This is a genomic window from Paraburkholderia sp. (assembly GCF_036488795.1).
GTDB lineage: Bacteria > Pseudomonadota > Gammaproteobacteria > Burkholderiales > Burkholderiaceae > Paraburkholderia.
The window spans coordinates 14082-35490 of the sequence record NZ_DASXHA010000037.1; the positions used below are offsets into that span (position 1 = coordinate 14082).

A 21409-nucleotide genomic window follows, 5' to 3' on the forward strand; every position below is an offset into this window, starting at 1 on the left:
GGCGCATGCAGATTTGTCCGCCGGATATGGCCTGCGTGGTGCGGTCGCGGCGCACGGCGGCCCGGCTCATTCAGTAGGCATAGTCACGATGAAGATCATTCGCAGCAGGGCGTTTACGGCGGAGCGGGCATGGGGTGCGCTGGAGATCGCCAACATGCGCGGTATTACGACGCGCCTGCACTGGACGGATCAGCCGTACACATGGCACATCAACGACGGCGAGGAAGTGTTCGCCGTGCTGGATGGCCGGGTCGAGATGCGCTACCGCGAAGCGGGGCGCGAGCACTCGGCCATGCTGGAGACGGGCGATGTGTTCCATGCCTCGGTCGGCACCGAGCATGTGGCGTATCCGGTGGGCGAGGCGCGCATCCTCGTGATCGAGTCTGAAGGCAGCGTTTGACGGATTGTAAGGCGACGGCGGCGAGGCCATCAGCGGCCGGCTTTTCGGGCTGGTTTCCGGGCTGGTTTTCGGGCTGTTCCGAGGCTGACAGGCCGGCGCTCAAGATTGATTGACTGTAGCGAGGATGATCAGATGACAGAAAAGTCCCAGCGTACGGGTTCGCAGGTTCTGGTTGCGGCAATGCTGGTGGCCGCGCTGAGCGGTTGTACGCTAACGCCGTGGGAGAACACGTCTCAGAGCTACAACGGCGTGTCCGCGACGACCCAGGCAAGCGGCGGCGCACCTTTGACGCCGGTGGCCGCGGGTTACTACCGCGTCAATCAGGGCGACACGCTGGCCAGTATTGCCGCGGCGTTCGGCCAGCGGCCGCAGGATCTGGCGCGCTGGAACGGCTTGCTGCCGAACGTCAACGTGAACGCCGGGCAAGTGTTGCGCGTGGCGCCGCCCGTCGCGGCCGTCGCGCCGCCCGCGCCCGGCACGCCCGGCGCTCCGGGTGCGGCCGCGCAGCAGATTACGCTGATGTGGCCGCTGCGAGGTCCGGTTCTCAAACCTTTCGGAGTGGCGAATTCGAAAGGAATCGTGATCGGCGGTCGCGTCGGCGATCCGGTGAAGGCCGCCGCCGCCGGGCGCGTGGTGTACGCAGGCAGCGGCATTGAAGCGTACGGGCCGCTCATCATCATCAAGCACGACGACTCGCTGATTACCGCTTACGGTCAGAACAGCACGCTGCTGGTCAAGGAAGGCGACGCCGTTACGCAAGGGCAGACCATCGGCCAGGTGGGGTCCGACAGCCGCGGTATCGGCTCGATCCAGTTCGAGGTCCGCAAGGACGGTCACCCGGTCGATCCGCTGGCGTGGCTGCCGAAGAACGGCGGTTGAGGAGGGAATCCTGTGCGATGGGATGTGACGTGCTCGTCAGCGCGTCACATCCGCTGCGTTTGTCATGACCCCGCGCCCACTAGCGAGATACGGGTGCGGCTGGAGTGTGACGCTGCCACGCTTCGGTTTGAGCGACTGTGACATAGGGTCGCTGCATGTCGGATTGCATCTCCGTGGAGACCATACTGCGCTTGCGGATATCGCTCAGCGGTTTTCGGCGCGGCGCCAATATGAAATACACTCGTTGGTTCCTGCGTCGCCGCCCACGCCTCCTGCGAAGAATGGGCCGGATCTGGCGCTCTCAAACAGGAATCACCCATGATCGATCTGCGCAGCGATACCGTTACCCGTCCGAGTCAGGCGATGCTGGCCGCCATGATGTCCGCCGAAACAGGCGACGATGTTTGGGGCGACGACCCCACAGTCATACGTCTGCAAGCCACCGTGGCCGAGCGCACGGGTAAGGAAGCCGGGCTGTTCTTCCCGAGCGGCACCCAAAGCAACCTCGCCGCGCTGATGGCGCATTGTGCCCGCGGCGACGAGTACATCGTCGGCCAGGCGGCTCATACTTACAAATACGAAGGCGGTGGCGCGGCGGTGCTGGGCAGCATCCAGCCACAGCCCATCGAGAACGCGGCGGACGGTTCGCTGCCGCTCGACAAGATTGTCGCGGCCATCAAACCGATCGACGATCACTTCGCACGCACGCGCCTGCTCGCGCTCGAAAACACGATTGGCGGCAAGGTGCTGCTGGCGGGCTACGTGGCCGAAGCGGTCCAACTGGCGCGCGAGCGCGGTCTCGCAACCCACCTCGACGGCGCGCGCGTGTGCAACGCGGCGGTCGCGTCCGGACAGTCGCTCGAAGCGCTATGCGCGCCGTTTGATTCCGTGTCGATCTGCTTTTCGAAAGGGCTGGGCACGCCGGTCGGCTCGGTGCTGGTGGGCAGCAAGGATCTGCTGCAGAGCGCGCATCGCTGGCGCAAGGTGTTGGGCGGCGGCATGCGGCAGTCGGGGGTGCTGGCGGCAGCCTGCCTGTACGCGCTGGATCACAATGTCCAACGCCTCGCTGACGATCACGCCAACGCCGCACATCTGGCAGCCGGTCTTGCACAGATCGAGCAGGTCAAGGTGCAGTCGCAAGCCACCAATATGGTGTTTGCGCAGTTTCCGACGCAGCATTGCGTGCCGCTGGAAGCCTGGCTCAAGGAGCGGGGCATCCTCACCCAAATGTTGTACGCGTCGCGTTTCGTGACGCATATGGATGTGTCACGCGCGGATATCGATACGTTCGTCGCCGCAGTGAAAGGGTATTTCGCCGCGCATTGAGGGCGGCGGGGCGCTTGGCGCTTGCCTCGCGCACGGCTTGCAGCCAGGCGCCCAAACGTGTTTCACCCGCTCGCAAAATGCCCGCTCATGCACGCATGCATGAGCGGGCATTTTTGTTGCCCACTACTTCGCCGGCGTTTGCGCGCCACCCGCCGCGCGATGCGACGGCGCGAACAGCCGCAGTCCACTCGCGATGCTCGCCGCGCCGGCAAACACGGCGCCGGTGCTTAGCGCCACGGTCGGCCCGTGCCGGCCGGCAATCCCGAAGCTCAAGGCCACCAGTGCGGCGCCGGTGGTTTGTCCGAGCAGGCGCGCCGTCGCAATGATGCCGCTCGCGCCGCCGCTGCGATGGGGCGGTGCACTCGCCATCAGCGCTTTCAGATTCGGCGACTGGAAGAAGCCAAAGCCGGCGCCGCATACGGACATGCGAATCGCGATATCGAACACGTGCGGATGGGGCGGCAACAGCGCCAACGAAGCCATCCCCATGGCGAGGATCGCAAGACCGATCGCGCCGAGCAGCCCCGGCGGATAGCGATCCGACAGCCGTCCCGCGAAGGGCGCGGCCAGCGCGACCACCACCGGCCACGGTGTCATCAGAAAACCCGTTTCGACCTGGGTGCGATGCAGCACATCCTCGAAGTAAAACGGCAGCGACACAAAGGCCAACCCTTGCGCCGCGAACGAGCACACCGCAGTCACCGCGGATAGCGCGAACACCGGCAATTTGAAGAGATCGACGGGCAGCATGGGCGAAGGATGACCGGCTTCGCGCTTCATCAGTAACAGCCCAAACACGACGGCAACCGCCGCGGCGCTCAGCACATATTGCGCGGGCTCGCGCTGCGCCGCTTCGCCGAGCGCAAAGATCAGCGCCGCAAAGGTGATCACGTTGAGGAGCGCGGCGACGCGGTCGAAGTTGTGCGTGCCGCGGGTCGTCTGCGGCAGCGCGGGCAATGCAAACGCGAGCGCGACCACGCCGAGCGGCACGTTGACCGCAAACAGCCACGGCCATGTCGCAAGCGACAGGATCAGCGAGGCCACGGTCGGCCCAACCGCGAACGACACGCCTACCACCAGCGCATTCAGGCCGAGCCCGCGCCCGAGCCGATGCGGCGGAAACAGGTAGCGAATCAGTGCGGTATTGACGCTCATGATGGCGCTCGCGCCGAGGCCCTGCAGCACGCGCGCGGCGGCGAGCAGCGGCAGCGTGCCGGCGAGCGAGCAGGCCAGCGAGGCAAGCGTAAATAGCGCGATGCCGCTGATATAGATGCGCCGGTGACCGAGGATGTCCCCGAGCGCCGCCAGCGGCAGCAAGGTCGCGACCATGGCCAGCTGGTAGGCGTTGATGATCCATACCGAGGCGGCAGGCGCGGCATGCAGGTCCGCGGCGATGGCAGGCAGCGCGGTATTGGCGATGGCGGTATCGAGCGTCGCCAGCGCGACGGCCAGCATGACCGCGGCCATTGCGCGGCGATTGCTCGCGGACATGGGCGCGTCCGCGAGAGGCGCGAAATCGGCGGAGGGCGGGGTGTTCTCGGACAAGGCGGGCTCGTCGGCGGGTGCGTGTACTTCCAGGAGATGTCCGCTGTGGGCGGCGTCTCGCAGAATCAATGCAGTTGCACGGATTAATGGAGCGCAGGGCGTACGGTTGAATTGACCGGCGCGACGCCCCGCGTGTGGCGAATGAAGTGATTGTTACAGAGCTTGTGAAATTCTGCTGGCGGCCCGGCAGCGGAGCCGCCAGATTTCGGGCGGCGGCAGCTCCAAATAACGCAACTAACGGTCAAGCCGGCAACGCGCCCACCCATCCGCGCGGCCGTCGCATAGACAAGACCACGACACACACTGTCTCCAGAACGGAGCGCCGCGAGTATCACTCAGTCACGAGCATGTATGCCGGGCGCGGCCCACCTAAAGGCCGGTTCAACTGAACGAAGCCAGCAAGATCGACAGCTTGCGGATATGTGCCTTGAATGCCTCCGTGGTGTCGCGCTCGTGTCCCGAGCTCAGATGCGGTGCTTCGGCCAGTTCGACCTGCTCCTGAAACTCATCGGCGATCTTGCGGCGCATTTCCGGAGGCAGCGCACGAATCATCGAAACCATCAGCAGTTCCTGGGCATGGAACATTCCGAGCATGGATTGTGCGTTCATCTGGACCTCCGTTGGAGCAGGATGAGGCCGGCAGCCACGACGCTTTGGCGTGCAGCGCAGGGGGTCGTCAAGCTGTCGTCTTCATCTTCCATACTAGTGCAGACCGGCCGGACAAATGAGGCGCGCCTGCACCGTATCTGTGCGCGCGGCGTCCTTGAGCTGCCCTGCAGGACCGCGCCGGTCGGCGCGTTCGAGACGTCGGCGCTTCGGCGCCGTCCTGACGGAATGCTGCAAATGTCGTACTCTGACTATTTACCCGCCTGACCGGCACGCGCCTCCCGTCCGTCAACTGTGCGGTTCGCGTGTGCTGCGTCGCTTTGACCGGAGGCTTCAATGACAGCCGTGGATCTGGAGTTTGACCAGCTCAACAGCACTGTCGATGCGCTACGGCGCTCTATTTCCAACCGCATGATGTATGGCGTCGGTAAAGACGCCGTCACGGCGCGGCCGCATGACTGGCTGCACGCCGCCGCGCTGGCGGTCCGCGACCGGCTGGTCGCACGCTGGATGAAAACCACGCGCCTGCAATACGAGCAGGATGTGAAGCGCGTGTACTACCTGTCGATGGAATTTCTGATCGGCCGCACCTTTACGAACGCGTTGCTGGCGCTCGGCATTTATGACCAGATGCGCGAGGCACTCGCGGGCCTCGGCGTCGATATGGAAGCCTTGACCGATCTCGAGCCGGACGCCGCGCTCGGCAACGGCGGCCTGGGACGCCTTGCCGCCTGTTTCCTGGATTCGATGGCGACGCTCGGCATTCCCGGTTTCGGCTACGGCATTCGCTACGAGTACGGCATGTTCCGTCAGCAGATCGTCAATGGCGAGCAGGTCGAAGCGCCGGACTACTGGTTGCGTGCCGGCAATCCCTGGGAATTTCCGCGTGCCGAGATCCAGTATCTGGTGCATTTCGGCGGACGCACCGTGCAGCGTGGCGAGCATGTCGAATGGATCGACACGGAGCACGTGAACGCGATGGCGTACGACACGGTGATTCCCGGCTACGCGACCAGCGCGACCAACACGCTGCGACTGTGGTCGGCGCGCGCCACGGAAGAGCTGGACCTTTCGGCGTTCAACCGTGGTGACTATCGCAGTGCAGTCGACGCGAAGAACATGTCGGAAAACGTCTCACGCCTGCTGTATCCGGACGATTCGACGCCGGCTGGTCGCGAACTGCGGCTGCGCCAGGAGTACTTCTTCGTGTCGGCGACGATGCAGGATCTGATCCGCCGATATCAGCGCACGCACAGCACGTTCGGGCGTTTTGCGGAGAAAGTGGCGGTGCATCTGAACGACACGCATCCGGTGCTGGCCATTCCCGAACTGATGCGGCTTCTGGTCGATGTGCATCACGTGCCATGGGACAAGGCCTGGAAGCATATCCAGCAGATGTTCTCGTACACCAATCACACCTTGATGCCGGAAGCCCTGGAAACCTGGGACGTCGAAACATTGGCGCGGCTGCTGCCCCGTCACCTTGAAATCATCTTCGAGATCAACGCGGAGTTTTTGAAGCACGTCAGCGAGCATTCCGGTCACGACGCGGAGATGATCCGGCGCATTTCTCTCGTCGACGAATACGGCCAACGGCGCGTGCGGATGGCGTATCTGGCGATCGTGGCGAGCCACAAGGTCAATGGTGTGTCGAAGTTGCATTCGCAACTGATGACGCGCGATATTTTCGCGGATTTCGCGCGCATCTATCCCGAGCGCTTCACCAACGTCACCAACGGCATTACGCCACGCCGCTGGCTCGCGCAGGCGAGTCCGTCGCTGTCCTCGTTGATCGACGGGCAGATCGGCACGCAGTGGCGCCGCGATCTGTTCGAGTTGGGCCAGCTGCGCGACCTGCGCAACGACACAGGATTTATCGACGCGTTTCGCGAGGCGAAGCGGCAGAACAAGCTGCGCCTCGCGCAACGGCTTGCGCATCACACGAAGATTTCATTCGATCCGGATGCACTGTTCGATCTGCAGGTGAAGCGCATTCATGAATACAAGCGGCAGTTGTTGAACGTGCTGCATGTGATCGTCCGCTACAACCAGATCCGCGCGAACCCGGAACGCGAATGGGTGCCGCGCGTGGTGATGTTTGCGGGCAAGGCGGCGTCGGCTTACCGGATGGCGAAGACCATCATCAAGCTGATTGGCGACGTGAGCGAGAAGGTGAATCACGATCCGTTGATTGGTGATCGCCTGAAGGTGGTATTTGTGCCGAACTACGGCGTGAGCGTAGCGGAGCTGATCATTCCGGCGGCGGATTTGTCGGAACAGATTTCGATGGCGGGCACGGAGGCGTCGGGCACGGGCAACATGAAGCTGGCGTTGAATGGCGCATTGACGATCGGCACGATGGACGGCGCGAACATCGAGATTTGCGATGCAGTCGGCAAGGACAACATCTTCATTTTCGGTCACACGGCTGACGAGGTGGACACCCTGCGCGCGAGCGGCTATCGGCCTCGTCAGTTATACGAAGAAAATCCGGAATTGCGGATGGCGCTCGATCAGATTCGCACGGGGTTCTTCTCACCGGACGATCCGCTGCGGTTCTCGGATATCTTCCACACCTTGGTGGATTGGGGTGATCACTACATGGTGCTGGCGGATTTCGCGGCTTTTGCGAAGGCGCAGAACGAGGTGGATGAGCGTTTTCGTAATCCGCGGGCGTGGGCGGAAAGCGCGATTGAAAACGTAGCGGGGATGGGATGGTTTTCGTCCGATCGGACCATTGGGGAATATGCGCGTGAGATCTGGCATGTGAATCCGCTGGATCTCTCCTAAGGGGCTTGCCTGCGGCGTTGGTCTTTCCTCTTGCCTGGTGGTCTATTCGCGTCGCCGCTGTGCGGGACGGCACAGCGGCAGCTTCGCGAGGCAGCATCGACGGTTCGCGCTGCCCTCTATTGATCCGGCCTCGATTTGACAGGGTCCGTGGTTGCCACCAGTTCCCGGTCGACCAGTTCCAGTTTCAGTGGCGCATCCACCGGGAGCGATTTCTTCGGCACAACTCGACGCCAGTCACCCTTTGAGTCAGGGTCGCGGTAGAACGCCGCGACGCCCTCGTATTCCGTATGGGGCTGCAGCGGCTGCGACACGCTGGCAGACCCGCCCGGGTTCACGACAGTCGCGATGTTGGCCTGCAGATCCTCCGCGAGGACCGTCTTGTCGTTCTTCAGCAGATCGTCATAGGAAGCCTTGTCGAAGCGCTTGCGATCCTTGAGCTGGTACACGCGCACGGCGACTGACGTCGAGCGCATGGCTTCGTCGGGATTGAGTGAGGCGCGCGCGGTGAGGTCGACGTTCAGGACCTTGACCTGTTTATAGAAGACGGCGTGATACGCGCTGGAGGTCGAGTCCGACACAGCCTGCCATGCACCACATGCGCTGAGCAGCAAACCAGCGGCAAGGAGGATGGCGTTTTTCGCAATCGGGCGGAATGGCATGAGTACTCCAGAGTCAGGCTGGCGACGCGAGGAACGGGTTCGGCGCGGGCGCCGGAAACGCTTCGTAAGAACCCAGCGGAATGGTGATCAGCCGTTCGGCGTCTGAAGGGAGAATGGTGGTCCAGCCGAGGCGCGGCTGCGGACCTTCGTGCACTGCACCGATTATCGGTGCGGGGGCAATTCGCGACGACACTTCCATGCGTAAGAACACGTCGGCCTTCGTCCCGGCGTAGAGGCGGATAAAGGCCATCAGCTCGCGATGCAGCGAGGCGCCCGGCAACAGATCGTGAGCCTGTTCGGCAGACGCGGGCCGCAACGTCACGCGCGCGGCCCGGCTCCGATACGCGAGGCGCGTGCCTAGCACGTAGCCGCTGGCGAGACCGCGGCGTGGGTCTTCGCCCCTCACGCCATCCACGTTGGCTTTGGACGTGAGCGGTTGAGGCTTGCCCGCCCCCTTGTGCGTCGGAAAAAACTCGTCGACGCGAACATCGACACCCGGCACGGCGAGCGCGACGACGCCAGCAAGACCTTCAGGGGTACGCGTACGCTGGATCAGTAACCCCAGCAACGCCAGTACCCGCGAGTCCGGCAGACCAGCGCGCGCCGGCTTCTCGCCCCAGCCGAAACCTGCCAGAGACAGCAGCTTGCGCGAATGCGCGTCAGTGCCACCCGGGCGGAAGCCGACCGGATAACGGTACTTCTTCCACGCGCGATACAGCAGCGTGGCAATCCGGTGATTGAACTGGTCGAGAAACGCTTCGAGCGCTTCGTGTCCTTCCGTGCGCAGCACGATGTCGTCGATCATGTGCGAGGGCATGGCAGCGTCCACGCCGTACAGGCCCATGAAGGTCGTGCGCACGGTTGGCGGGGCGTCGGGTCCGTATGTCGCGCCGTCTTCGTCAAACTCGACTGAGGCGATTTCGCCGGCCGGAAAACCGACGCGAGCCCGCGGGCGAAATCTCACGGGTTCGTGTTCGGGCGTATCACGTGTACCGAAACCGGGGCGCTCTGGTACGCGCACTTCGAGCAGTTGGCACAACTGCATGAAGTTCATCTTCGGCGCGCGGGCGAGCAGCGCCTCGACCAGCGGTTCAAGACTGGAGATGTCTCGCGGTTTCATAGCGGGGAGCGAAGCGTCTTGCTGCGCGGCCATTCAGTGCGTTGTTGCGACGGCAGGCTGACAAGCGCGAGCTTCGTGAACAGATTGATTTCCGCGTACAGCGCGAAGAACCGGTGCAGCAATTCACCGAACAGCATCACGTCGCCTTCGCCCGCAAAGGCGTGACTGTCGAGTGTGACTTCAATCAGTACACCCCGTTCGACCGAACCACCCGACACCTCTTCGAGCAGTTGCTCCGACACGTGCAGAATGCCCGCGAGGCGCCGGCGGTTCAGCTCGCCATGGGTCCAGTCGTAGAGCGCGAGTGCGCCGCGTAAGACTTCCGCGTCCATCATCGACAGGAAGTTCGGCGCGAGGTGTGACAGTACCCGCCACTGGAAGCGGTCGTCCGTCGGCGGATAAAGCGGGAGCGTCGGCGCCGCCAGATTGCGCACGGCCGACAGGTTCGGCGTGCTCTCACCGAGTTCGTTGATGCTCGCTTCGCGCAGACCCTTGCGCGGCAGCATGCCGTTGGTGCCCGTCACGCGCACCGACAGATTTTCTGCCGGCAGATCTTTCAGCGACTCCCACGCGTGGCCGCCGAGGATGACCCACGTGTCATGCAGGCCTGTCACTCCCTGCCTCACGCGCGTATGAAAGTACCGCTCCGGCGCTTCATGGCGCAACATACCGCCGCGGTGCCGGAAGGTGGCGAACGGCACATATTCGTAACGCTCCGCGTTGGCATGATCGAACGATTCGATCGCGTCGACCGAGTAGGTTTCGACGTTGGCGCCGTGGTGGCCCGCGGGCACGATCCGGTACGCTGTTTCGTGGTGGTTGACGTCGATCGGCTCGGCGTCGAGCGGAAACAGGTTGATGACCGGCGTACAGAAGAGTCGCACGTTTTCCGCCGTGAAGCGCTGGTCGGACGGGTAGCTGTGGCTGAGCAGAATTTCCAGTTCGAAGCTGAACGCGTTGGCCGGCAGCTTCGCGACATGCAGACCGCAAAGATCAACGAACAGGAATTTCTCACGGAAAGAGAAGTATTCGAGCAGGAGCTGAAAGCCGGAAAAGGCCGCTTCGGCTTTTGGCCACAGGCGCTCTTCAGTGGTAAAGCCAGCGGGTTCGATGGTCACGCCATCAAGCAGACGCGCTTCGCCGGCCGCGCTATCTTGATGGGCCTCAGGAATGCGCCAGGAAATCGAATCGACCTGCCGTGTGAGCGCGAGGTGTATCGCGAATGCCGTCGGCAGATCCGCGTTCAGATAGAGGCGCAGTCTCGACAGATCGGTGGCCTCACGCCGCGTCGAGTGGTCGATCCCGAAGCGCAGCCGGATCACCGAGCGCCCGTCATGGCGCACGTCTGGCCCCGCGTGCGTGAGGTGCACCGGCTGCAGCGTCACGGCCTGCGTTGTGCGATAGACGCACTGGACGGTTTTGGGCGTCGCGGCTTCTGTGCCGGGCGACGGCGTCATGATCGGCGCCGAGCGCACCGGCACGCCGGCTGGCACCGTTTCCGTCTTCTGCAGCTTTTCGGCAAGCGGGATCAGTTCCACGATCGACAGCGACGGAATCATGCGCAGATAGTGCGGCCACAGAAGGCTCACGAGTCCCTCGGTCAGTTCAGGCAGCTCGTCGTCGAGTTTCTGCTGCAAACGCCCCGTCAGGAATGCGAAGCCTTCGTAGAGGCGTTCGACGAATGGATCGCGATCGCCAACGCGATCGAGATTGAGCATGCGTGCGCGATCAGGGTGTGCCCGCGCGAATTCCTTGCCTGACTCGCGCAGATAGCGCATTTCAGCTTCGTAGTAGCGCAGGATCGAATCGTCTTGGTTCATGAAAACTCGTTGTTGTTAGAGCGCGAGGGTTCGCGCCGGGTCGAGCACGGTCAGCTCGCCCTGCAATTGATCGATGCGTCGCGCGAGCGCCGGCTTGTCCGCGTCCTTGCGGCTGCTCATCGCTGTCAGCGCCTTGATCAACTGGTGCTTCACCTCGAAGGCGAGTGCGGGCTCCCAGCGCGCGAGCGGCACGGTTTGCGTGGCGGCGTCGAGTTCGGCCAGCAGTGGCAAAGCGGTATCGGTGCGGCCTGCGTGATCGGCGAGGCGCGCCATTACGAAACGTTGCAGATAGCGCTGACGTTCGGTCCTGAGGCCGGGGAGGGCTTCGAGCCACGCGAATGCGGCTTCGAGGCTCTGGCTTGCGGCGAGATCCCGCGCCTGCGCCTCGATCTCGGGCCAGTCGCCGGTTGCGCCGTCGTCCCTGTCGGCCGAGACCGGTAGCGGCGCGACTGTCTCGCCCGCTTCGAGGTCGCGGACGACTGCATGCCGTGCGATCCATTCGAGCGTCGTGTCGTCGGCGAACGCCGTACCGTCGTTGAATGCGAGCCGCTCGATGCTCGGCAGGCGTTCGAGAAAAAGCGCGAAATCCGCCCGCAGCAGTTCGCGCCAGGCACTGTGCGGCGCGCCGACATGGTCGAGTGCGACATGCTGGAACCACTGTAAATCGAACCACAGGTGATTCACACCTTCCATGAATGCGCCTTCGACGCGTTCGAGCAGTTCGTGCCAGTGCTTCTGCAGCACGAGCCGCTTCATCTGCTGCCGCAGTTCAGGGCGCGGTGGGACGAGGCGCGTGCGCAACTGCGCATCGGCGGGCGGCGCTTCGTGCAACGTGTCCCAGCGCACGCTGCGCACGAGCCGTACCGACGGCAGGTAGCCGTTTTCCTGATCGCGCAGCCATGTCGCCATCGTGCGCGCCTGATCCAGCAGATCGCGCGTGGATGACACGGTGCCGGTGGCCTTGCCCGTGGCCCCTTGCGATGTCTGCTGTGTGGCGTTCGCTTCCGGATTGGAGCCGCACGGAGATTCGCCGTTGCGTTCAAAGCGGGCGATGAGCGGTTGCAGGTTCGGGCGCGCCGCTTCGGGCCACTCGCCGGTGCGCGCGACCAGCAGGTTGAGCGCCGCGAGTGCGCGTTCGAGGTCCGCCGGGGCGAACTCACCCCGGCTTTCCAGCAGATCGACCATGCGCGTGGTCGCGAGCATTTCGAGCGCACCCTTCTTCGTTTCAGCACGGGCCGGCAGCAGGGCTTCGCCGAAACGCTCGACCAGCGCCGCGCTCAACTCCAGGCCGTCCGCCAGGCCGGCCGGCCCGTCCTGGCGCAAGCGCGCGAAAGTGTAGTAGCCGGCCACACGCAGGTCCTTGCCGGTTTCCCGGATCAGCTGTTCGCACGACCGCACGATCAGGGCGTCGTCGATGCCTGTGAGCTTTGCTGCTTCGTCCCTCAGTTCGAAGAACGCGTCCTCATAGCCGGGATCCCGGCCGCAGGACTGTTCGCCGGGAAATGGCACAAGCCACGACGACCAGACGTCGGTTCGCGCAGGCGGAAACGAAGGCGCCGGGTTCGTGCCCAGCAGGTTCTTGACGAAATCAGTCAGCACGGGTTGACCTCAATCAGCAAATGCATCGGCCGGCAGACGATGTGTGTGGGTCAGGGCGGATTTCAGCCGGAATGCCTCGGGGGGCTTCGAATCGGACAGCGGTGTGCCGTCATCCGATTCTGTCGATGTCAATGTCGTCGTCACCGCCGACTCGCTGGCCGCAGGTTTCGCCCGGCTTTCCGTGACTTCGGACGTATCGGGTCGCGTCCGCGTCCGTTTCGGCGTATTGGCCGCTGCCGCCGGGTCGGCGCCTGCTTGCACGGAGACGCGGTCAGCGCTGTCTGTCCGGCTGGTGCTGTCTGGCCATCCTGTGGGAAGCGGCACCTCCGCGAGCCTCGCGGATTCCAGCATGACTGCCGGTAACGGCGGCGGCCCGCTGAACGGCTGCGTCCGCGCGCCCCGTGACGAGCCGGCCAGGAAGATCCGCTGTGGCAGGGAGAAATGCCGCAGCGCGAGTACGTCGAGCGGACCCGCCCCGGATTCACTGCGTAATTGAGCTTTCAATGGAATGCCCTCGCTCTGGTCTGGCGTCCAGACAAGCAGATAGCGTGCGTTGTCCTGCGGCGTGACCTTCGCGCGCTCAAGCAGACGGATCAGTCCGAAGCGGCCCTGCGTATCGAGGGTCGACCGAAGTCCGCCTTCCTGCGTCTGCCACTCGATACGTGAGATGTTCTCGAGCGTATCGCCTGGCCAGATGAAGGGTGTCCACTCTTCCTTCTGGTTGAAATAATGGAGCTCCCGGCCGGCCAGGACGAACTTCGTGTCGGTGACGCCGGGCGTCGACACCGCGCGCAGCTCGAAGCCCACACGCGCATCGCCCGATGGAAAGAGCGAGGTCGACACGCGCATCAGCGTGTTCAGCGCGGCGAGAAAGGCTGGGTCGATCGTCAGCGAGTTATGGTCCGATCCCTGCGCGGGAACCCAGCGATCGCCCTGCCGTTCGACGACACCCGCCAGCTGCGTCGCCACGAACTGGGCAATGACGCCGCTGTCCGGGCGCATGAAGCGCGCCATTTCGGGTAACGAGGCGTCGTTGTCGGAATCGGCGAATGGATAACGGCCACCCAAGTTCCGGTTCCAGTCGGCGAGAACGCCGCTGCGCCAGGTCTCGTTCAGGCTCGATGCCGCCGGTTGCAGGACGACCTGCCAGGTCTGGTCGAGCGGCTGCTGGAACAGGTCGCCGAAACCCGCCCATTGCTGCCCGAGACTCGCGGCCACGCGGCTTGCGTAGTCACGACTATCGGCAATATCCGAGGTCTTGCCCTGCAGCACGGCTTGCGCTGCAGCGCGTGACAGCGCGTCCGGGTCATTGCCCATCATGATCTGCTGCAGCTTCAGGCGCATGGCGGTGACGCGTTCCATGTAGCGCGGCAGGCCAAGATCGCCTGTTGCGGCCATCTGCGCTGAGGCCTGGCTGTTGCTGTTGGCGGCGGTTCCAGTGGCCAGCTCGCTGCCTGTCAGCCGCAACAAGGGATCGAATGCGGCGGCGAGCGGCGCCATGTTTTGCGGCTGGGCAATCTTCGACGGATCCTTCTCGGCGGCGCCCACGAGCTGTTGCGCCTTGTTGATCAGCGAGTCCGATAGCGATTGGGTCGATGCGCCTGTACCAGCCTGGTAGACGACGACATTCATCAATGCGACGAGCGGCGAACGCTGCGGGTCGCCGAGCAGCGTGAGCTGGTCGACCGTACCGGAGAGCGTCGGGGCAGGCTGCCAGCGGATGCTGTTGAGAAACGCCTGCCATGCGCGTGCATAGTCGTCGAAATAGCGTTGCCGAAGCTCAGCTTTCAGCGACGCCCTGGGTGGCGCACTGGCGCGGCTGTCGGACAGCACCCAATCGCCAACAACAGTGCGCTGTTGGCTCGCCTCGTCGATCGCCTTCGAGACGCGCTCGTCCCACGCCGCGCGCGTGAAAACGTCGGGGATCGTTGCCGCCGTGTTGAAGAGACCCCTGCTGCTGGTGTCGCCCAGCAGCGTCGAGAGGGACACTGGCGGATACTTGGGTTTTGTGTCATCGAGAATCTGCTGATACAGCGTGTCCGTCGAGTTCTGGATGCCGCGCACGCCGATCACCGTCTGGCGTGCCCCGTTGACGAGCCCCGCGTCGGGGATGATCGCGAGCGTCGAGCCGTTGACTGATGCGCGTTGTCCGAGGTGGTCCGCGTAAAACGCAACCAGATGCTGCCGTAGATCCTGCCATGCTCCTTCTGTCAAAGATGAGCTGACCGGGCGGACGGGCGCGCCGATTGCGAACAGTTGCGGTGTGAGGAACGACGCGTTGGCGCGTTCGGGTTCGGCGAGCATCAGGTACGTCTTGAGCGTGTCGTAGGCGGACCTGATCTGCGTGTCGCCGCCGCTTGCTATTTCAGAATCGGACAGCGAGGCGAGTTGCTGCAGTTGTCCCTCGAGCTTCGCGCGGATCGGGGCGACGACGATGCGGGCGACGGCGTTCTCGTAGCTTCGCCATAGGGCGGCAGAAAGTGCCGCGTCGCGGTTCAGGCCGAAACGCGTGTACCACGGTGCGCCGTCGTGGTGACGGACTTCGAGTGTGTCGAGCTGCTTTTGCAGACTGTTGAGGGTCAGTGCGGCCTGGGTGGGGTCCTGTGTGGTCGCAAGCTTCGTAGCCGTACTGGCCGCTGCCTGGATTGTTGCGCGGTTCGCGAATCCTGAAAGCATGTTGGCTGCGATCCAGAGTCCGACCAGCGAGGCCGCAATCCACGCGGCGGTCGTCGAGGGCGAGAAGCCGACGCGACGGCCGTGGATGCGGCGGCTGTGTGCGGCGATGGTTTGCCAGACCCCAAGGGCGATGTTCTGTTCCTCGACCTTGCCCGGTGCGGCGGTAGTGATCTCCTCATGAGCCGTTTCGCCCTTGTCCGCCGCAGCTTCGATGGCCGTTACCGAACGCTCCTTCAATAAGGGGGCAAAGAGCACGCCACGTACGGTGCTGCGCCAGATACGCGACTGGCCAATCTGCACGACCAGATGGGTCAATGATCGTTCGCATTGCGAAATGTACCGGGACAGTTCACCGGCATACCGGTCCGACGGATCAATCGTTAGACGGAGAACGGCCGTATCGGCCAGATCGGTCGCAAGCGCGTGCAATGAGCGAATGATCTCTTCCGGACAGATCCGGGCGGTTGACCATGTGCAGCCGATCACTTCATCAGGGACAGTTGCGTCGACGCCGAAGTCCGTTGCGTTGAGCAGATAGGCAGGTGCGGCCCAGCGCAGCGCACGCGCGTGGCGGACCAGCCGATGCGCCGTGCGCTCTGCGTCATCTGGCTGGATGCCGGAGGGTTGTGGCCGCACGACCCCGACAATGGCGTCAACCGGGCGACGCCGGCGCAGTCGGCGGATCTGGTCGAGCCATTCGGTATCAAGCTTTGTGCTGGTCTGCCTGGCGTACAACAGAACGGTGTCGCCCGCGATGGCGTAACCGGTTTCACACAGACCAGGCGCCAGTCTCTCGACAAGCGACTCGTCTCCAGCCACCACTACCCAACGGTCGCGATATTGCCAGCGCCGGCCGTGCCGCCCCTGCAGCATCAGCCGGAGGCTGTCGAGGCGATGTGCGGCGAGATCGTTGTTCTGCTGTCCCCCGGCACCGACTCTGGCCATGGGGTCACGCCGATGTTGCTGCGGCTTGCGCCCCGTTGCGTGCTGGGCGACGAACAGCCATGCGGCGGAGAGGGGCGGGCGCAACAGCAACAGAAGCGCGCCGACCATCACCACCCCGCTAACGCGGTTACGCGGCGAGGGGTCGAGCGCGGCCCCGAAAAAGTACACGAGGATTGCACCGATCGCCGTTGCGGCGATAACAAAAATCCAGTAACCCGAAATTCTAAGTCCACTCATGCCCTGGATTCCGTTTCATCCGCTGGTGTGATTGGTTGTGCGATGGCGAGCCGTAGCGAGCGTTCCCGCCAGGAGATCAGTTGCGGCCCGTCGGTTTGCAGTGCGTGTTCAATAGCAAGGGCCGTCGCAAGCCAACCAGCGGCGACGCCCGGGTAGCCCAATGCCAGGTCGATGTCGTGGATGCCGGCAAAGTTGTCAGCTTGTAAAACACCCAGCGAAAGATCTGACGCGCTATTGATCAATGCTGGTTTGTCCTTTCTCTCCAGTCCGACCTGCCATAGGTCATTGATCTGGACCGCAGTCGCTTTGCCCCAAAGCAACACTTTCTGTATTGCAACGTTCAGTGCCGTTTCATCGGCCTCGACAGGGCGATGAAGCATCGCGAGCGGCTTCAGACCACGCCGCTCTGCCAGCGGTGCCCATCCGAGCAATAACGCGACCGCGGCTTCCGCGCTGTTTTCGGATGGCCTGTCGTGCAACTGGACGGAAACAAACAGCGTGAACTTCTCGAGCGCTGGACCGCCCTTGATGTCCAGCCACGCGTCGAGTGCCATCAATCCTGGCTCCGACGGAAGCAGCGACGCCGACGCAGACCGGAGTTCGCTCGCTTGCCAGCACGCTTTCCACGTCTCTAGAAGCTGTGTGTGATCGACATCTGTGGGCAACTGGATGCGAACGTCCAGAGGCACGGTGCGAGGTAGATCGGTCAGGACTTCAGACATATGGACAATCAGGTCTTCGAAGCACGCACGGTATCGTTCAGGCTGCTGGTCCTTCACGGCGACATCTATCGCGCTGTGACGGATCGCCTTCCCACCAGCGCGGGGCGTCGATGCAGCGAGGACTTTCTTCTGTCCGAGAGAAATTTCTCCGGCTACATTGGCTCTCCCAAGCGCACAGATATAGGCATAGCCGATTACAGCAAGCGGCTCACGCGCGAACCGCAACGCTGTCGTCCGATCTTGCTCGATTGTTTCTTCCTCCGCGCGGAGTCGATCGTTCTCTTCGTCGAAATAGTGGAGCCGGAGGCCAAAGACCATGCACCACGCCAAGGGGGGCAGCGCAAGTAGTCGAGTCCAGAACCAGGCTGAGCCGGATGGTTCGGCATTGGGCCAGGTCAGCAACGTGCCAACGACTCCAGCGAGCATAAAAGCGACGAACAGGGCCAGCCAGACGAACGGTCGAGGTGGCCGCGGTGCCGCGTCACGGAACTGCAATACAGGAAGTTCTACCGGCATGGCTTTGGCTTCAGATAAGGCTGGAGATCAATCGGCATCCGCACTTGGCTCGGTAGCCATGCCGCGCAATCGGGACGCCATCGTCAGTCGTGGACTCATCGACGTCGATAATCAGGTTGGGTTTGATGTTGTGTTTGGGACACGACACCTGGTCGCCCTTGCGAGCTACGAATTGGCCGTCGAATCGCATTGTTGATGAAGCGCTGATGACTTTGCCTCCGTGGTCGGTGTCGTCGCCGAGGCGGATGAGATCGATCATATTTAATTCTCTTTTATGGTTGGTGAAGCGGTGGGTAGTTACTGCTTGGCCTAGCTGAACAGTGTTATCGTTACTGACGGGAGGGGAATGGATCTTCGAGCCCACTCGTCCGGATCCAACCCGTGGTGATGTTTCCGGGGGCGGAAAGCATGGAATTTGGGTTCGTGAAACGAACGTATGAGTAGCTGCCACTCTGCTTTAATATTGCAACGACATCTCAACGTGTTAGGAATCCTATTCTATTAGAGAAGATGTTTCCGGATTTGTTATAGAAGAAAGTCTTCTTGGGTACGACCTGAATTCCAGGCGCAGATACTTTTTTGGCGATGAGAAAGCGCTGGGCTCCCGGAGCTTCCGGACCATTCAGGAACGAACCCGTAACATTGGCGCAACCGGGAGGTATTGACGAAGTTTGAAGAATCCATTCGCTTTGGCGCGTAAATAAGGTTCCAGTTATATCGAATTCTGTATCTCGGTGGGTATATTCGAAGCTTGATTTCCTGTGGTCAGACGTGAATGTTCTGATCAGGGTGAGATCAAATCCGCGATCTTTGGAAGTCACAAAATTTTGACTAGGACTTGCGAAAAAAACAAAGCAGCAAAATTGATCATTTTTTGCTCCGTAATAGCCAGTCACATTCCCGTTTGATGTAATGGCCATCAAATACGGATCATTAAAGGTGAGCAATGTGTCAGCCGCCCCAAATTTCGAGTTGCCCATACATAAAATTGCAAAAACTAATTTTATAAAATTACTTGTATTTTTCATGTTTGCTTCCATCGTGGTTCGATACAGACGACTGACACCGTCGTCACCTTCGAACCTCAGCGCCGAGAACGGCGCCGGAGGCGGAGCGAGCTTTACCTCGTAAGCCCGTGAGGGCAGAACCATCAACTCCATCAACCCCATCAACGACTCCCTTGAACACGTGTGATGTCAGAGACAGCAAGATTGGGCGCGCCACGAAATATCGTGCCGCCCACTCTGACGATTCTTGATTTGGATCGCATCAAACACGCAAAGACGACATCATGCAAAAAGGCTTGCCTACAAATAGCGGATAACGAATTGAAATCCAACGTTGTTTTGACGCCGTTCAACGTCTGAACCCGCCTGCTGTTCGGAATACGTTTGTGAATCAATCATTTGACCTCTCGCCCGTAGGCCCGCATTTGGCCCTCAAGCCAATATTTCGGGACCTGATTCAGTAGCGGGCTATTCCATGTCAACGTCTGCCAGGTTTTGCCACCATCGCCGGAGTACATTAAGTCAGGACTGTCCACGGCCGCGTCATTTCCGTCCTGAGCTGCCAGCCAGATTTCGTTTCTTTCCGGAATATAGGCACTCATTAACTCGGAGTATTGTTGAGGCAGCTTGAGAGCAGTCCACGTTCTCCCGTCGTCCGATCGGAGTAGTGTCGGCTCCTGGGCACCCGCAATCCAGAATCCCCCCGCCGGTGACCAGCCCAGTTCAACAAGCAGGTCAGGATTCCCCAAATCGACGCTCGATATGACACGGCAGGTTTGAGGAGCGACGATCGACGCACGATACTTGAGCTTGCCTGTCTCATCAAAGACAGCGGACAGAACGGCCAGAGCACTAGCCGATTCCACAAAGTGCATTCGGCCACGCAGAACATCTTTGCCCTGTGCTCCTGCCAATCCGCTTTGCAAGGACGCGAGTTTGATCTTGCACACTCCATCCTTCCTGAGCAGCGTCAACGTCTTGGTTGACACTCCGCCAAGCACCCCAAAGCGTGACCCGACGATTACGAGATTTGGATCGTTGCCGTCTCGAATCTTCAGACCGGTAGTATTGTCCAGAACCTTGTCCCCAACGTAAATGAATCCCAGTTCGTCGATATGGATCGGTGGCCAATACGACCCGGCTCGATCTTTGACCCAGATGGTTTTGCCATCATTCAGTGCAAAACTCAGAAAGTCACTTTCCTTCTGGTCGATACGAATGCGCCCCATGTCGAATTCCACGGTTGTACTCTGACCACGGGATTCGTTACTGCACGTCAATTGCAGCAGGAGCGCGGCCAGAAGACACGGAAGCAGATTATGGATTCGCATCGGCCAGCTCCTTGCCCTTGGGGGACAGCCAGAATCGCGAACCACCGATTACCACTCCGTGAGTCCCACTAGATCTCGACCGGAAGTTGTCATAGACGTATCTGTTGTTAGGTCCGACGGCCAGAAACGTCGTGATAGCATCGATGCATTCCTGCAAGTCCGCGCATTCCATCTTGTTCAAATGACTGGATTCGCCGGGAGCCGAACTGCGGAGCTTGGGCGATGGAGTCGGTTGAATGGACTGGAACTGGTTCCGCGCATCACAAACCATCGTAAAAGATGTGGCAATGTATCTATTCGTCGGATAACCTTTTCGATTCAAGCGAAAGTAAAACACGTTTACTAGTGCTTCCTTTTCTGACTTTCTGTCGTTGATGTCTGGCAAGCTCTGCGAGCCGCTCGATTCCCCATAAAGACAACGCGCAAAATAATTGAGATCAGCTCCTGAAAAGCTTAGATCAGAGGTTCGTGGAGACGGATTTGAGATGAAATAGGTCTTATTTTTCTCAAACCACGATGTTTGACAGATATGCAGCGAAACGCCAGCTTTGTCCGCTTTGGCTGTCATTTTTCCTTTCTCGTGCATTACCATTATTTATCCGCTGATATTTCAGACGTCAAGAGGGTGTAGAGATAACCAGAACCGATAGCGCCCGATTAGGGCCTGTAAAGACCCGGCCAGAAATTGACGTTGGCGGAGAACTGCTGGCTTTCAGACCGCACGCAAACGAGGCGACAGGATGCGCACCCGCCCAGTTCGTCGCCGGTTGCGACACCTTGACGAATGCGGAGTTGCCACCAATAAATGAAGAAGGAAGATCGTACCGCTCTATCAAGACGTAGTCAGTATCGGATCGGCGGGATCTTATCAACTGCCCCATAGACTCTGCGTTTCCACAATGTTGCGAGATGAGTTGCGTAAACTGCTCGCTCCCAATTTTTTCGAGACCAAATTGAGGCAGCGCCATATAGGACATTTTGATGACGCTCGAGGATGTCGGTCCAAATACTGGTGTCCATGAATAGGAGACAAAACCTTGCCACGCTAGACCATTCTGGATATTGAAACCGATCTCGCGCGACAGTTTCTTAATTTTGCTGTTTTCGGCGTTTTCATCCGGAAGTGGATCCAGTCCGACCCGTCGAAGCAAAGCAGTGATGTCCTTACCGAGGAAAAAACCACGGCGTTCCACACTTAATACTATCGGTTTACCATCTATCGATACGCGGA

General features: G+C 61.3%; 17 protein-coding genes. 4 read left to right on the forward strand and 13 right to left on the reverse strand.

What is annotated here, in order from left to right:
* Nucleotides 1-88 precede the first annotated feature (88 nt).
* The 3 genes from VGH41_RS04585 (at nt 89) to ltaE (ending at nt 2605) form a co-directional block, all read left to right on the forward strand.
* Nucleotides 89-400, forward strand: coding sequence for a cupin (locus tag VGH41_RS04585; RefSeq protein WP_331596156.1), 312 nt, complete (start codon nt 89-91; stop codon nt 398-400).
* Nucleotides 401-532: 132 nt separating this feature from the next.
* Entirely contained in the window at nt 533-1279 is a 747-nt protein-coding gene (locus VGH41_RS04590; RefSeq protein ID WP_331596157.1) for a peptidoglycan DD-metalloendopeptidase family protein, read from the forward strand.
* Between the two features lie 318 nt (nt 1280-1597).
* Nucleotides 1598-2605, forward strand: coding sequence for a low-specificity L-threonine aldolase (gene ltaE, locus VGH41_RS04595; RefSeq protein WP_331596158.1), 1008 nt, complete (start codon nt 1598-1600; stop codon nt 2603-2605).
* A gap of 123 nt (nt 2606-2728) precedes the next feature.
* Here ltaE and VGH41_RS04600 read toward each other — a convergent pair whose 3' ends face one another.
* Together VGH41_RS04600 and VGH41_RS04605 are read right to left on the reverse strand one after the other, a co-directional pair.
* Entirely contained in the window at nt 2729-4096 is a 1368-nt protein-coding gene (locus VGH41_RS04600; protein WP_331596172.1) for an MFS transporter, read from the reverse strand.
* Nucleotides 4097-4531: 435 nt separating this feature from the next.
* Nucleotides 4532-4759, reverse strand: coding sequence for a hypothetical protein (locus VGH41_RS04605; protein WP_331596159.1), 228 nt, complete (start codon nt 4757-4759; stop codon nt 4532-4534).
* Between the two features lie 333 nt (nt 4760-5092).
* Here VGH41_RS04605 and VGH41_RS04610 point away from each other — a divergent pair, with 333 nt between their 5' ends.
* Nucleotides 5093-7546: a glycogen/starch/alpha-glucan phosphorylase gene (locus VGH41_RS04610; RefSeq protein ID WP_331596160.1), complete on the forward strand. Its 2454-nt coding sequence runs from the start codon at nt 5093-5095 to the stop codon at nt 7544-7546.
* Nucleotides 7547-7662: 116 nt separating this feature from the next.
* On the opposite strand, the gene tssJ is transcribed toward VGH41_RS04610, so the two are convergent.
* The 11 genes from tssJ to VGH41_RS04665 all read right to left on the reverse strand — a co-directional run.
* Nucleotides 7663-8205: a type VI secretion system lipoprotein TssJ gene (tssJ, locus tag VGH41_RS04615; RefSeq protein ID WP_331596161.1), complete on the reverse strand. Its 543-nt coding sequence runs from the start codon at nt 8203-8205 to the stop codon at nt 7663-7665.
* Nucleotides 8206-8218: 13 nt separating this feature from the next.
* The gene (gene tssG / locus VGH41_RS04620) at nt 8219-9325 is read right to left on the reverse strand and encodes a type VI secretion system baseplate subunit TssG (protein ID WP_331596162.1); all 1107 of its coding nucleotides are present in this window, start codon (nt 9323-9325) and stop codon (nt 8219-8221) included.
* Nucleotides 9322-11145, reverse strand: coding sequence for a type VI secretion system baseplate subunit TssF (tssF, locus tag VGH41_RS04625; protein WP_331596163.1), 1824 nt, complete (start codon nt 11143-11145; stop codon nt 9322-9324). The genes tssG and tssF overlap by 4 nt, the downstream gene beginning before the upstream one ends.
* A 15-nt stretch (nt 11146-11160) precedes the next feature.
* Nucleotides 11161-12741 carry a type VI secretion system protein TssA gene (gene tssA, locus VGH41_RS04630; RefSeq protein WP_331596173.1) on the reverse strand — a complete coding sequence of 527 codons (1581 nt, stop codon included), beginning with the start codon at nt 12739-12741 and terminating at the stop codon, nt 11161-11163.
* 12 nt (nt 12742-12753) lie between these two features.
* Complete coding sequence (locus VGH41_RS04635) at nt 12754-16602, reverse strand: ImcF-related family protein (protein ID WP_331596165.1); 3849 nt, start codon at nt 16600-16602, stop codon at nt 12754-12756.
* Complete coding sequence (locus VGH41_RS04640) at nt 16599-17840, reverse strand: hypothetical protein (protein ID WP_331596166.1); 1242 nt, start codon at nt 17838-17840, stop codon at nt 16599-16601. Before VGH41_RS04640 ends, VGH41_RS04635 begins: the two co-directional genes overlap by 4 nt.
* A gap of 10 nt (nt 17841-17850) precedes the next feature.
* Nucleotides 17851-18099 carry a PAAR domain-containing protein gene (locus tag VGH41_RS04645; protein WP_331596167.1) on the reverse strand — a complete coding sequence of 83 codons (249 nt, stop codon included), beginning with the start codon at nt 18097-18099 and terminating at the stop codon, nt 17851-17853.
* 217 nt (nt 18100-18316) lie between these two features.
* Nucleotides 18317-19009, reverse strand: coding sequence for a hypothetical protein (locus tag VGH41_RS04650; protein ID WP_331596168.1), 693 nt, complete (start codon nt 19007-19009; stop codon nt 18317-18319).
* A gap of 233 nt (nt 19010-19242) precedes the next feature.
* The gene (locus VGH41_RS04655; protein ID WP_331596169.1) at nt 19243-20178 is read right to left on the reverse strand and encodes a hypothetical protein; all 936 of its coding nucleotides are present in this window, start codon (nt 20176-20178) and stop codon (nt 19243-19245) included.
* The gene (locus tag VGH41_RS04660; protein WP_331596170.1) at nt 20165-20746 is read right to left on the reverse strand and encodes a hypothetical protein; all 582 of its coding nucleotides are present in this window, start codon (nt 20744-20746) and stop codon (nt 20165-20167) included. The genes VGH41_RS04655 and VGH41_RS04660 overlap by 14 nt, the downstream gene beginning before the upstream one ends.
* 49 nt (nt 20747-20795) lie before the next feature.
* Nucleotides 20796-21409 (reverse strand): DUF4424 family protein (locus VGH41_RS04665; protein WP_331596171.1); only part of this gene is annotated, 614 nt, incomplete at its 5' end.

Coding starts and splice junctions, on each gene's coding strand:
- tssF (WP_331596163.1), bottom strand. CDS start 11,145: ATGAACCAAGACGATTCGATCCTGCGCTACTACGAAGCTGAAATGCGC.
- VGH41_RS04655 (WP_331596169.1), bottom strand. CDS start 20,178: ATGCGAATCCATAATCTGCTTCCGTGTCTTCTGGCCGCGCTCCTGCTG.
- VGH41_RS04610 (WP_331596160.1), top strand. CDS start 5,093: ATGACAGCCGTGGATCTGGAGTTTGACCAGCTCAACAGCACTGTCGAT.
- tssJ (WP_331596161.1), bottom strand. CDS start 8,205: ATGCCATTCCGCCCGATTGCGAAAAACGCCATCCTCCTTGCCGCTGGT.
- VGH41_RS04645 (WP_331596167.1), bottom strand. CDS start 18,099: ATGATCGATCTCATCCGCCTCGGCGACGACACCGACCACGGAGGCAAA.
- VGH41_RS04600 (WP_331596172.1), bottom strand. CDS start 4,096: ATGTCCGCGAGCAATCGCCGCGCAATGGCCGCGGTCATGCTGGCCGTC.
- VGH41_RS04640 (WP_331596166.1), bottom strand. CDS start 17,840: ATGCCGGTAGAACTTCCTGTATTGCAGTTCCGTGACGCGGCACCGCGG.
- VGH41_RS04660 (WP_331596170.1), bottom strand. CDS start 20,746: ATGACAGCCAAAGCGGACAAAGCTGGCGTTTCGCTGCATATCTGTCAA.
- VGH41_RS04635 (WP_331596165.1), bottom strand. CDS start 16,602: ATGAGTGGACTTAGAATTTCGGGTTACTGGATTTTTGTTATCGCCGCA.
- VGH41_RS04605 (WP_331596159.1), bottom strand. CDS start 4,759: ATGAACGCACAATCCATGCTCGGAATGTTCCATGCCCAGGAACTGCTG.
- VGH41_RS04650 (WP_331596168.1), bottom strand. CDS start 19,009: ATGGGGTTGATGGAGTTGATGGTTCTGCCCTCACGGGCTTACGAGGTA.
- VGH41_RS04590 (WP_331596157.1), top strand. CDS start 533: ATGACAGAAAAGTCCCAGCGTACGGGTTCGCAGGTTCTGGTTGCGGCA.
- VGH41_RS04585 (WP_331596156.1), top strand. CDS start 89: ATGAAGATCATTCGCAGCAGGGCGTTTACGGCGGAGCGGGCATGGGGT.
- ltaE (WP_331596158.1), top strand. CDS start 1,598: ATGATCGATCTGCGCAGCGATACCGTTACCCGTCCGAGTCAGGCGATG.
- tssG (WP_331596162.1), bottom strand. CDS start 9,325: ATGAAACCGCGAGACATCTCCAGTCTTGAACCGCTGGTCGAGGCGCTG.